At 51.7% G+C, this 11,981-nt stretch carries 11 protein-coding genes; 3 read left to right on the forward strand and 8 right to left on the reverse strand.

Going from position 1 to position 11,981, the window contains the following annotated elements:
* Positions 1-43: 43 nt before the first annotated feature.
* Complete coding sequence (locus MHH28_RS29565) at positions 44-610, forward strand: hypothetical protein (RefSeq protein WP_405108560.1); 567 nt, start codon at positions 44-46, stop codon at positions 608-610.
* Between the two features lie 35 nt (positions 611-645).
* On the opposite strand, the gene MHH28_RS29570 is transcribed toward MHH28_RS29565, so the two are convergent.
* The 6 genes from MHH28_RS29570 to MHH28_RS29595 all read right to left on the reverse strand — a co-directional run bounded on the left by MHH28_RS29570 (position 646) and on the right by MHH28_RS29595 (position 8,464).
* Complete coding sequence (locus MHH28_RS29570) at positions 646-1,341, reverse strand: response regulator transcription factor (RefSeq protein ID WP_405108563.1); 696 nt, start codon at positions 1,339-1,341, stop codon at positions 646-648.
* Positions 1,338-2,780, reverse strand: a complete 1,443-nt coding sequence (locus tag MHH28_RS29575; RefSeq protein ID WP_405108565.1) for a sensor histidine kinase — start codon at positions 2,778-2,780, stop codon at positions 1,338-1,340. The genes MHH28_RS29570 and MHH28_RS29575 overlap by 4 nt, the downstream gene beginning before the upstream one ends.
* A gap of 71 nt (positions 2,781-2,851) precedes the next feature.
* Positions 2,852-4,024, reverse strand: coding sequence for an ABC transporter permease (locus MHH28_RS29580; protein WP_405108568.1), 1,173 nt, complete (start codon positions 4,022-4,024; stop codon positions 2,852-2,854).
* A complete protein-coding gene (locus tag MHH28_RS29585) occupies positions 4,021-4,716 on the reverse strand; it encodes an ABC transporter ATP-binding protein (protein WP_405108570.1) in 696 nt (231 codons plus the stop codon). The genes MHH28_RS29580 and MHH28_RS29585 overlap by 4 nt, the downstream gene beginning before the upstream one ends.
* Positions 4,713-5,909: an efflux RND transporter periplasmic adaptor subunit gene (locus tag MHH28_RS29590; RefSeq protein ID WP_405108572.1), complete on the reverse strand. Its 1,197-nt coding sequence runs from the start codon at positions 5,907-5,909 to the stop codon at positions 4,713-4,715. Before MHH28_RS29590 ends, MHH28_RS29585 begins: the two co-directional genes overlap by 4 nt.
* Positions 5,906-8,464: a hypothetical protein gene (locus MHH28_RS29595; protein WP_405108575.1), complete on the reverse strand. Its 2,559-nt coding sequence runs from the start codon at positions 8,462-8,464 to the stop codon at positions 5,906-5,908. Before MHH28_RS29595 ends, MHH28_RS29590 begins: the two co-directional genes overlap by 4 nt.
* Before the next feature lie 296 nt (positions 8,465-8,760).
* Between MHH28_RS29595 and MHH28_RS29600 the strand changes: the two genes are divergently transcribed.
* Together MHH28_RS29600 and sigK are read left to right on the forward strand one after the other, a co-directional pair.
* Positions 8,761-9,570 (forward strand): protein phosphatase 2C domain-containing protein, encoded by an 810-nt coding sequence (locus MHH28_RS29600; protein WP_405108577.1) that lies wholly within the window; start codon positions 8,761-8,763, stop codon positions 9,568-9,570.
* A 138-nt stretch (positions 9,571-9,708) separates the two neighbouring features.
* Positions 9,709-10,410 (forward strand): RNA polymerase sporulation sigma factor SigK, encoded by a 702-nt coding sequence (gene sigK, locus MHH28_RS29605; RefSeq protein WP_036691086.1) that lies wholly within the window; start codon positions 9,709-9,711, stop codon positions 10,408-10,410.
* A 195-nt stretch (positions 10,411-10,605) separates the two neighbouring features.
* On the opposite strand, the gene MHH28_RS29610 is transcribed toward sigK, so the two are convergent.
* Together MHH28_RS29610 and MHH28_RS29615 are read right to left on the reverse strand one after the other, a co-directional pair.
* Entirely contained in the window at positions 10,606-10,833 is a 228-nt protein-coding gene (locus tag MHH28_RS29610) for a TetR family transcriptional regulator C-terminal domain-containing protein (RefSeq protein ID WP_405117311.1), read from the reverse strand.
* A 242-nt stretch (positions 10,834-11,075) separates the two neighbouring features.
* Positions 11,076-11,897, reverse strand: a complete 822-nt coding sequence (locus tag MHH28_RS29615) for an AraC family transcriptional regulator (protein ID WP_405108581.1) — start codon at positions 11,895-11,897, stop codon at positions 11,076-11,078.
* Positions 11,898-11,981: the final 84 nt, after the last annotated feature.

Below are 11,981 nucleotides of genomic sequence, written 5' to 3' on the forward strand. Positions count from 1 at the left end.
GAAAGTGTTATACTAAAGGAAAAATAAGGATGGTGCATTACTGTTGCAGTACTTCAATCTTATACCCATTTCCAATACGCTTGTCTGGTTCAGCGTTCTGCTACTGATCGTATGGATCGTAGACTTCGTACAAGGCGGGTCCCTGGAGCCGCTTCAAGCGGTTAGCCTTCGGGAGCGGACCAAGTCTATTCTTGCGGATATTCTGATCTTTGCCGCCTTGAACAGCTTGCTTATGTATGTCGTTCATCCCATGGATAATCTGTTGCTGATCTCGCTGGCTGCTGCTGGACTGCTTGTTACATACTACTTGTCTTCAAAAGCGTTCAGGAAGCGCTTACCTTCCCGGCCTTGGATCTTGCTGATCCACGTTTTGCTCGGCGCCAGCTTCTACCTGCTGTTCGGTATGCTGTTAATGAGCAAGCTGGTCGTCACCTATAACCTTAACATGACAAAACAGTTTGATATACTCTTTTTTGTCTATGGCCAGGACCGGCCGGTGGTGTATGGTATATTGCTGATTATGGCCGTGCTGTATTTCGTGATCGGGAAGCTGTTGATGCGGCCTCTGTATAGCTGGTACAGAGCGGTTTATTACGGAGGCTCCAAATAGCCCCCGGACCATACGAGTGGCCGGAGGCTGCTTAGCTACACCTGAAAACGATATCCCGCTCCCCATACGGTCTGAATGTATTTCGGGTTGCCGGGGTCCTGCTCGATCTTGTCGCGCAGCCTGTTGATATGGACGGCTACAGTGGCGTTATCCCCCATGGCATCGAAGCCCCAGATCCGCTCATACAGGGAATCCCGGCTGAAGACGATATCCGCATTGACAATCAGGAAGTGCAGCAGGTCGAATTCCTTCTTCTTCAGCTCCAGTTCCCGGCCGTGCAGATAGGCTCTGTGGGATAAGGTATGGATGATGAACGGACCGCTCTCGATCCGGCTGCTCTCCGCGCTGCTGCCGCTCATGCCTTTAAGACGGGCATACTGAGCCAGATTGGATTTGACCCGGGCCACTAGTTCACCTGGTGAAAAAGGCTTGACGATATAATCATCGGCCCCAAGCCCCAGGCCACGGATCTTGTCGATATCCTCCTGCTTGGCCGTGACCATAAGGATAGGAATGTCTAGCTGGCTCCGCAGCTTACGGCACACCGAGAAGCCGTCTTCTCCAGGCAGCATCAGATCGAGTAGAATAAGCTGGAATTCCCCTGTTAGCGCCAGCTCAAGCCCGGTGATGCCATCCTCGGCAACCTCCACCGTGAAATCATTAATTTCCAGATAATCCCTTTCGATTGCTGCAATTGCACTATCATCTTCAATGATCAATACTTTGGTCATAGCAAGGCCCCTTTATCCAGCACTGGCAGTGTGACAATGATGCACAAGCCCCCTGCGGGAGAGGGCTGCGCCTGAATACTTCCGCCCATCCGGCTGACAGCTTTGGCTGTTATGGCAAGCCCCAAGCCGCTGCCTTTGGTCGGGTTATTGCGCGAAGGATCGCTGCGGTAGAACACATCAAACAGCTTATCGAGTGCATTCTCCGGCACGCCGGGTCCGTTATCCTCCAGATAGATGAACGCATTGCTTCCCTGTACTTCGGTACGGATGGTTACCTGGACACGCTCCTTGAGCTTGTATTTCCAGCTGTTCTCCAGAATGTTGAATACCATGCTGCTGAGCTGCGCCGGATCGGCGAAGATATGCACATCCGCAGCAAGTCCCGCAATGACTACGTCCAGCCCTTTGTCCCGGTACTCTTCGGCCATAGCTTTAATTAGGGAGAGCAGCTCCTGATTGACCTCCAGTATCTCGGGCTCGTATGGATAATCGCCCAGGTCCATTTTGGAGAAAAGAAAGATCTTGTTCACCATCCGGTCAATATCCTCCGCCTTGGTCTTGATCATGGTGATATATTTCTTCTGGGATTCAGGAGTTGCGGCCACCCCATCCAGCAGCCCTTCCGAGTACGCCCGGACAGAGGTCAGCGGGGAACGGAGATCATGCGATATCCCGGCAAGCAGCTCCTTGCGGCTCTCCTCCTGCCTCTGGATCAGGCGCTGGGATTCCTTGAGGCGTATAGCCATGTCATTGAAATCCTCACAGACAGGAGTGAATTCATCCTTGTTCCCGTACTGAATTCTGACATCCAGATTACCGTCCCGGATCTGGTGCACTCCGTCTGCCAGGGTATCCAGAGGCTGCTTGATCCGCTTGAATACAAACCGGGTAAGAAATTGATTCGTTACAAAAACCGCAGAGATGATCCCCAGCGTGATCAGAATCAGGAAGGTAACCATCGCCGGAGTGACTCGTTCGTCTGTATAGTCCGAGGCCCTGCCGATAATGCTGACAGTATAAGTGCTGCCCTTAACCCGGATCTGTTCAGCATAGACCTCCTTATTCGAGGTAGAAGCGAACCCTTGTCCATCCATGGCGCTGACAATCTGCAGCAGCTTCTCTGTCTCCGGGGTCTCCTTAAAATTGAAGCTGATCAGCCTTGCCGCGGAATCGTAAACGGCCAGACTCATGTCCTCCGGCTTCAATATCTCTTCGATCTGGCGGCTTAGCTCAGCCTGCTTCTGCGCCCCCTCGTTGTTCAGCAGCTTCGCGGACAACTGAATCAGATCATCGTAGCCGGTATAGAACGGGCTCTGCTTATCATGCTTCGATACCTTGAACAGGAGGGACACGCTAACAAAAGCAATGAACAAGGAAATACAGACGGGGATTACAATCATTAGGATATTGGAGATGAATAAGCGCCGCTTAATGGTCATAACCGGTTCCTTCCTGCTGGCATTTTATCGTGCTTAATCATTCCATCATACCATCCGTTGCAGCAGCACGGCTAATCAGTGCGCAGAGCGTAGATCGGCCGGAGTCTGGCTGCTTTATTGGCGGGCAGGATGCCGAAGAACACACCGATAAAGAGCGAGAAGAGGAATGAAATGCTCACCATGTTCCAGGCATAGCCAACCTGAAGGGCGGTCAATTGGCCGGCCAGCCAGGTTAGCCCTAATCCCGCTCCGATTCCGAGGATTCCGCCCATGGTACTGAGCACCGTTGACTCAATGATGAATTGCAGCAGAATATCTATCTTTTTAGCGCCGATAGCTTTGCGTATGCCGATCTCCCGGGTGCGTTCGTTCACCGAAATAATCATAATGTTCATAATGCCGATTCCGCCAACGAAGAGTGAGATTCCGGCGATTCCAGCGAGGGCAAGGGACAGGGTGCCGGAGGTTTTCTTCAGCGTATCCAGCATTTGTTTGGAATCGAACACACTGTAGGCATCCTTGGCACGGAGGAACTTGCGGTCCAGAATCTGTCCGATAGCTGTCTTCACAGACGCTACATCCTTGTCGCTCAAGGCGGTGACGGTAAAAGTCTGAATTCCCTTGCTCTGAAGCAGCCGCTCGGAGGTGGATAAGGGAATGAGAATCTTCTTATCATTTGACCCGCTGAGTGAGGTTCCCTTCGTCTGGAGTAAGCCTACAATCTGGAAGGAGGTGCCGTTCAGCTGGATTTCACGGCCTACGGGGTTGTCTGCACCAAACAGCTTCTTCGCCGTCTCGGTTCCGATCAAGGCAGCCTTCTGCCGGTATTCATTATCGATATCAAGCAGGAAGCGGCCGGACTGCACATGAAAGTTCTGTACCTTCTCATAGCTTGGGGTGATGCCTTCAAGCGAGACATTGGTATGGAGGTTATGATATTTGGCGGTTACATTGCTGCTGATCGTAGGCGATACCTGATCTACCCCGGGAACCCGGCTGAATCCGGCAACCTCCTCAGCCGTGAGGGAAGTGACCGCCCCCCGTCCGGTAATCATGACCGTGAGCTGATTCGTGCCAAGGTCGCTGAACTGGCTGGTGATCTGACCCGTAACTCCCTGCCCCACCGAGACCAGCAGGATGACCGAGGATACTCCGATGACAATGCCCAGCATGGTGAGGAAGGAACGGACCTTATTGCCGACGATACTCATTACCGCCATCCGGATACTCTGAGCAAGAATCATTGGTCATTTCTCCGATCTTCAACCAAATGGCCGTCCTGAATCCGGATGACCCGCTTCGCTTGTTCCGCAACGCCCAGGTCATGTGTGATGACAATAATGGTATGTCCCTGTTCATTCAGTTTTTTGACCATGTGCATGACCTCTTCTCCAGTCTTGGAATCGAGTGCGCCGGTAGGCTCATCTGCCAGCAGAATGGGAGGATTGCCGGCAAGTGCTCTGGCGATGGCAACCCGCTGCTGCTGGCCTCCGGACAGCTCACTCGGACGGTGGTGCATCCGCTCCTGCAGGCCGACCTTCTCCAGGGCGGCAGCGGCCAGCGTTCTTCGCTCCCGTTGTGACAAGCCCCGGTAGACCAGGGGCAGTTCGACATTCTGGACAGCGGATAACTTAGGGAGCAGGTTGAAGTTCTGGAAGATGAAGCCTATTTTCTCATTACGGATCCGGGCCAGCCGGTTATCGGATAATCTGCGGACATCTTGTCCATCCAGAGAATAACTCCCTTCATTCGGGATATCCAGGCAGCCGATCATGTTCATCAAGGTGGATTTTCCAGATCCTGAAGGGCCGATGATAGCAACGAATTCGCCGTGATGGATCTCAAAAGAGATATCCTTCAGCACCGTCATCTGTTCCTTAGCCATCATGTATCCGTGGACCATATGCTCAATCCGGATCAGGGGCTCTGTATTCATTGTGGCCCTCCTCCGTCACCGCCGCTGTTACCGAAGCCGCCTTCGTCACCACCGCCCATATCGAACATACCCGGAGCTGCGGGAGCAGGCGTACTGGCAGCAATAATGGTTGGGACAATGACCTTTTCCCCTTCGCGCAGACCACGGACGATTTCGATCCGGCTCTCATCATGCACACCTACAGTGACAGGCTTCAGTTGAACGGGCGGAGGTGTGGCAGGGCTTCCTGTGGCGGAGCTGCCCTTGGGCGAGGGGGTCTGCTCCGGAACGGAGTCCTGCACTTGAACATAATACTTGTTATCCTTTTGGGTCACAGACTCGACGGGAAGCAGCAGAACCTGGTTCTTCTGTTCAATAGTAACGACTCCTTGTGCTGACATACCGGCTCTGGCTCCGGTGGAGTCCGTGAGCAGAAGGGTCACTTCAAAGACGGAGACTCCGTTAGTCACCGTTCCTTCATCCGCAATCCGCGTGACCTTGGCCGGGTAGACCTCAGCGGGCAGCGCGTCCATCTTAATGGCTGCGGACATCCCTGGCTTAATCTTGGGGATATCCAGTTCGTCAATTTTAATCGTAGCGCTCAGATGCTTGTAGTCCGTTATGGAGAAGACCTCGGCACCTTTAGTCACCATCCCCCCTGAGGAGGCGCTGATCTTGGTCACCGTTCCATCCATCGGCGCTGTCAGGGAAGCGGGCGGGATATGATCCTTCTTGAGTGCTTCAAGCTCGGTCAAAGTGGCTGTAATGGTATCCTTGGTTCTCTCGATGGCCAGCTTCGCCGCATCAATGTCGGTTAAGGCCGCGCCGTCCATGATTAGCTTCTTATACTGGTCTTGTTTCTCCAGCAGGTCATTCTGCGATTGCTTGAGCGTATTCTGCTGGATTCTTACGTTACTGGCTACATTGGCTCCCTCATAGGTCAGCAGGATCTGACCCTTCTTGACTTGTTCATTCTCTTTAACGAGAACCTTGGCTACATTTCCTGTGTCCCTGGCATATACGATCGTAGTATTCGTGGCCTTCACGGTGCCGGAGCCTTTGACGGTTACAGATATATCGCCCTTGGTCACTACAGTAGTCTGAGCGGCAGGAGGGCTATCCTGCGTGTTCTTATCCGGCCACAAGCTATAGACAACAATTCCAGCAGTGACAATGACTGCGGCTGACAGCCCTAAGGTTTTTTTGATGTTCATAGCGATCCTCCGCTATCCGGATTTGCCGCGTTTTTCGGGGCAGTGGGGATCTCAGGGGCTTTGGCCGCAGGGGTATAAGTCAGGCTGTAGCTCTGGCTGCCCAGGATAATCCGCTCTCCCTGGAACTCGTCATAGAGAGTTACCAGGAATTTGCCGCTGCGCAGCGTTTTATAGGCATTGCTTGTAAGGGTCATGGAATAGGTCAGGAATTTCCCTGTCACCAGATCCGTCCCGGGCGTGAGCGTTCTCTCTTGTGTCTGGCCGAGAGGATCGGTAAGCTGCACGACCAGCTTATGCGCATTAGCGCCCATATCATACTGGTTGTCCTTGGCAAGCGTGTACGTCAGGTTGACATTCAGCGTATCCTGGCCCTCCGACACAGCGCCTGTGGCCTGAGTAACCGTGAACGTATAAGGGAATAATGGCACTCCGCTGCCAAGAGTGGCTAGCGCAGCCGGAGTCTGAATATGAAGAGTGAGTGCCTTAGGATTAATATAGGCGGTCGGCGTTCCGTCCGGCGCTGTCAGCTTGTTCTCGCTAACCCCTTCTCCCGCGAAAAGTGTCAGCTGCGAGGCATCGATGCTTGCAGGCAGCTTGCTCCATACACTCACCAGACTTTTGCCCTTGGGTCCTGACGCTAGTGCAGATTGGCTGACTTCTGCCTCATAATAGGTATTGTCCGGTGTCTTATAATAGGCCACAAGTCTGGACAGCTCTGCCCTCCGGGCTTCAAGACTGCTCACTTCAAGCTCAGTATACAGAATGTTCTGGTTTGCTCCGGGATAGAGGAGGGTCCGGCGCTCTTTAACCTCCGCCCGCTTGCCTGCAGTATCGATCTTGAAGGTGGCGTTATCACCTGCGGCAGACATGCCCGGAACAACTTGCTGTGTTTTTAGGGAGAGGAACGGCTCTGTGGTGTCACCTGTCCCGCCATTTAGTCCGATACGGAGCTGGTCCAGAGATTGCTCATAGGGGAGCTTGCCGATCACATAATACACAGCGCTTGCTCCTGCGGCTAGCTGCTGGCCGGAGGCGGCTGCAACGACTTGAACCGGAGCGTCCAAGGCGGTCTGCCCTGCATGGATCGTCCCTGTAAAAGCAGGGAGGGTTACTGCCGCATCCCTGGCATTACGGATACGAATGGTGCCGACAAGCAAATCCTCAGTTGTCCACGGCATACGCTGCACTGACTCCAGTGTGGCACCGAAGGTTCCGAAGCTGTTATCGAGGATGTACTCCGAAGCAACGGAGTTGGTCATCTCTAAGGAATAGGGAATCTTGTATATAGCTGCAGGGAAGATTGTCTTGCCTTCTGCGGCAGGCTCCACCATCTGGAGCTTCAGCGTACTCTGGTTCACATTCAGCGGCACTTCGGCTGAGAATTGCAGGGTCTTCTCCTCAAGCGGCTTCAAGGTGAGGCTGGCCAGCGCTTTGCTGTTGACCGGGAAGGAGTAGCCTTCCTTGGCGGTTACAGAGAGTTCATAGGCTGGCAGAGTAACCGCCTTGTTGCCGGCATTCCTGATGCGCAGCTTAAGTGTCCATAGTGCCTTCTCGCCTGTTGAGGATACGGATGCCTGCTTCAGCTGTGTCTCAATGGTATTGCTGCTCACCCCGAATTTCTTCACCGCGTAAGCATTCACCTCAAGAGTTGGATGGCTTGCTTCCGGGAGGCGGAAGGAGACTACCGGCAGATCCGTCTTCAGCCCTGCATTCTCCCCGGTGATCAGCAGCGACATATGGGTGGTCGGTATGTAAGCCGGGAGCTCTGCCAGATAAAAGACTTTCTTATTCTCACCGGACTGCACCTTGTAATCGCGGCTGGTACTGTCAAGCGTCAGCTCAAACGCGGAGCCGCCGGAGGATTCGAGGAATACCCGGTGGCTGGGTGCAGCGAGTACCTTGGCTCCTTGATTCGTCAGGCTCAGAGCAACCTTGGCATAGATTTTATGATTGAAGCTGAAGATTTGCAGGCTCTCGGGCTTCAGGCTAACTGGAAGGTTGCTGACCGTAATCTGCTTGCTAAGACTCTGCTGCACATAAGGGGTATAAGCGGCAGGGACCGTGAAGCTGCCCAGCTTCTTCTGGTAATCAGAGCCGCTGAAGTCGAAGCCGAACAGCGAGATGGAGAGGCCTGGGAGAGAAGCCGTCTTGTTGACGTTCACATAGTAGGTGACGGTTAGCTGCTCCTTGGGGGCAACCTCCAGCTTGCTTTTATCCTCGGGAATGGGGCTGCTCTTCAGCGATGCTCCCGCAGGGGTGGTAATCTTGGAAAAGACGTTGAACAGCTTATAGGTGCTGCTGCTTGTATTGCTGTACACCAGAGTATAGGTCAGACTGTTGCCGCCATCGGCCTTGGCTAATTGCACATCGGTCAGTCTCACACTGACCCCGGCCTGGACAGTAACCGGCGGTAATTGTGCCAAGGTGCCGGTATTCTTCTGCTGCGTCTTACTTGCCGTAACGCTGCTTGGCGCCGCAGATGCTGATAACGCCAGGTGCTGGCTGGCGATGATCATTCCTAGTACCAGAGCGGCACAGGCACGGTAATTCTTCATTTCATTCCCTCCCAACATTCATCATCCGATTGACGGCTTAAGGCAGCCGCTAGAAGATGTTTCCTATCTTACGGGAAAGGATTAACACAGGGATAAATAAACGGGGGGAGAAGCAGGGGAAAAGATAAATAGGAGTTAAACTTTTTATAAACTGCCGGCCCCTATGCGAGTCTGTGCTACCTCTGCGGACTGTAGCTTCATTATGAAGAGTGGCTTGGAGCAGGCTGACAGAACACTGGAGGATCATTATAATAGTAGAAACATAAAAGCCGGCAAGCCGGAATAGGAGGATCGGGATGGAACAGACATGGAATAAATTCAGCTGGATAGGCAGTGAGGAGTTGTATCTGGATCATCCGGCAACATCGAGAATGAACAGGATGATTATCGGCCGGTACGGCGGGAATACAGCGGCAGGTGCCGATAAGAATGAAGATGGAGTATATGTATTAAGCGAGCCGGATGGCGGCTGGGAGTTCGCGATGCTCCTGGATGCGCACCATACGGCGGAAAGTGCTGAACTGCTGGTCCGCACGATCAACGGTGAAGCAGGTGAAATCATCAGGCTTCTGTCGCTGCCGGTTCAGCAGGCGTTCCGGGAACTGGAGGCTCATTTTCTGTCTATTTTTCAGTCTGAGGCGTTCCTCGGCCAGTGTAGGCAGGTAACGGGAGAGACGGCGTGTCTGTTCTGTGTGCGGATGGAGAATTACCTCTGGTGGCTCTCGGTGGGGGATAATTCGCTGTATCTGCTGCATCCCGAGCTGGCGGCCCGCGGGCAGTATGCGCTGGGCCAGCGCAATTACTACGAGTGGATTGGCTTCGTCAACACCTTCGCCCAGCCCGTCCCTTGTTACTCCTCAGGCATCCGTGAGCTGCGGCAGGGGCGCAACGTGATCGTGATGACCACGGACGGTCTGCTGGAGGTGGGCGCACGGCTGATGGAGGACCCGGGCAGGCTGTATGAAGCTTTTACAGGTAGAGAGGATCTGGAGGAATGTGTGGCGGAAGCATTGACAATGGTGCATGCACAGCTTGGGCGGGACAGCGCAACGGTGGTGGCTTGGAGTTATGATAATGGCAAGGCGGGTGCGATGCCGAGTGACTAGGCGGGTGTAGGAAGCCCGTACCTATTTTTCCCGTACATGCACTTCTAGGCACCTACCCACATACAATAAAAGGACCATGAACCCGTTGTTCTCCTAACTGATCGGTTTCATTGTACATGTGCGGGAGGTGTCGCCAAGTTGCCTGGAATCATAAGCACGATTGCGCTGCTGATCAAAGAATTGACGCTGTTGGTATCCTACGTAAGGAACAACGCTTTTCCCCAGCCTCTATCGGAGCAGGATGAGAGCAAATACTTAGGCATGATGGCCGAGGGAGATGCCAAGGCACGGAACCTGCTGATTGAGCATAACCTGCGGCTGGTTGCCCATATAGTGAAGAAATTCGACAACACCGGTGAAGACATGGAGGACCTGATCTCCATCGGCACCATTGGACTGATCAAGGCCATCGAGAGCTACCGCCCGAACAAGGGAACGAAGCTGGCTACTTTTGCGGCTCGTTGTATAGAGAATGAGATATTGATGCATCTCCGTTCGCTGAAAAAAACCCGCAAGGACGTATCCCTCCACGATCCGATTGGGACGGATAAAGAGGGAAACGAGATCACCCTGATCGATATCCTCGGCTCTGAGGCCGACGATGTGATTAAGGAAGTGGATCTTAAGATCGAGAAAAGTAAGATCTATCGGAATCTGGATATCCTGGATGACCGGGAGAAGGAAGTTGTGGTCGGGCGGTTTGGGCTTGATACAGGCGGGGAAGAGCGGACGCAGCGTGAGATTGCGAAGGAACTGGGGATCTCGCGGAGCTATGTGTCGCGGATTGAGAAGAGGGCGCTCATGAAGCTGTATCATGAGTTTTATAAGGTGAAGCGGTGAGAGTATAGGGTCTGTCTTTTGACAGGCTCTTTTTTGTCGAAATTTAACCGTTTAGGGCAAAAGAATTATGTGAAAAGTCGGCAGCAGAAAAATCAAGAAATGCTTTAGTTGGCCTTCGGCTGCTTGTATCATCAGATGCTCGACTTCACGTACGGGTCTTGTTACACTTCGGGTGATCAAATATAAACGAATAATTTAGGCCTTTATACCATATAAAGCAACATTTATTGCATCTTTAAATAAAACCTGCAGTTCCTCTGTATTATAACCAAAAATAGGAGCAATACTTAGATTGGAAACGAGATTATAGAGAATAATGCTGACATTATCGATATCAATATCTTTAGCGAATTCTCCGGTTTTTGTGCCTTCTAACAGTAACAACCGAATGATGTTAACTGGATTTGCCGAGCTTGATAGTATTACGCTAAACTAGTTCAAGGTATAAAGTGTAAGCGCTTAACATCCCTATAGATATTAGAATTGCCGTTCTGATTAAAGAAGCCAGAAGCTTTACGATGAGTTTTGTAAGGCGAAGCGGTAGAAATTGTTGAAGGAGACCTGTGCGCAGGTCTCTTTTTAAAATACTTTCTGTCCAGAAAAATGTAGGTGGATATAAACTTAGCCCCTACGGTTCTCCGGAAATCCGCTGTTGAAGAGGCGGGTTAGATCCGCAATTCAGACCGGTAATGCTTGGGGGAGACTCCCTTTACTTTTTTAAACATTTTAGAGAACAGTAAGGCGTCGTAGTAACCAACAGACCTAGAAATGTCGGCAATGGAAAGCTCGGCGTTTGCCATCATTTCGCATGCCTTATTCATTCTATGGCGAATGAGATACTCCTGAATGCTTAGTTGCATATTCTGTTTGAACAACGAACACAAATAGCTTCGATTGAGTCCGATAAATCGGGCAATATCCTCAACGGTAAACTTATAAGGATAATTCATTTCTATAAAGTTCCTAACTTTCTCAACGTAAATTTCTGTCCTTGATTCCATATACTCCGGGGAAGCCACCGGACTGGACTCAATCAGAAGTGACAGCAATAAATAAAGCAAGCCGGTCAGCCTGGTTTCCCGGGCTTTGCCTAATCCTCCCGATTCAATCATCATCTGTAAGTACTGTTCAATCCTATTATCCTGGTCATAGCAGAAGATAGGGGAGCTCTTCGATAGACCTGCTTGCTTAAGAAGCGGTTCCGCAGATGTCCCTTCAAACCCAAACCAACAATAAGACCAAGGGTTTGCGGTTCCAGCCTGATAGTACGTGATCATATCAGCACATATTAAAAAGCCTTGTCCTCTCCGCAGTTCATAACGGACACCGCCAACCTCGAAGAATCCTTCCCCATCCAAGACATAGTGGAGTAAATAGTGACTCCTTACCGCCGGCCCGAAGAAGTGACCCGGCAGGCAATCCTCATTACCAAACTGATTAAGATGTAATCCCGTATGCTGTTTACTGCGGGGCAAATATTCAATCACAGTAAAACTCCTTTTAATTTATTATCCAGCATTATAACATGTTTAGTAATCATCAAGCTATGTACTAAATATGCACAATTAGTA

Origin of the sequence: Paenibacillus sp. FSL K6-1217 (assembly GCF_045040735.1) — a bacterium.
Lineage (GTDB): Bacteria > Bacillota > Bacilli > Paenibacillales > Paenibacillaceae > Paenibacillus_AQ.

Excerpts from the sequence above, each read along its gene's own strand:
- MHH28_RS29570 (WP_405108563.1), bottom strand. The coding sequence starts at position 1,341 with ATGACCAAAGTATTGATCATTGAAGATGATAGTGCAATTGCAGCAATC.
- MHH28_RS29575 (WP_405108565.1), bottom strand. The coding sequence starts at position 2,780 with ATGACCATTAAGCGGCGCTTATTCATCTCCAATATCCTAATGATTGTA.
- MHH28_RS29580 (WP_405108568.1), bottom strand. The coding sequence starts at position 4,024 with ATGATTCTTGCTCAGAGTATCCGGATGGCGGTAATGAGTATCGTCGGC.
- MHH28_RS29585 (WP_405108570.1), bottom strand. The coding sequence starts at position 4,716 with ATGAATACAGAGCCCCTGATCCGGATTGAGCATATGGTCCACGGATAC.
- MHH28_RS29590 (WP_405108572.1), bottom strand. The coding sequence starts at position 5,909 with ATGAACATCAAAAAAACCTTAGGGCTGTCAGCCGCAGTCATTGTCACT.
- MHH28_RS29595 (WP_405108575.1), bottom strand. The coding sequence starts at position 8,464 with ATGAAGAATTACCGTGCCTGTGCCGCTCTGGTACTAGGAATGATCATC.
- MHH28_RS29600 (WP_405108577.1), top strand. The coding sequence starts at position 8,761 with ATGGAACAGACATGGAATAAATTCAGCTGGATAGGCAGTGAGGAGTTG.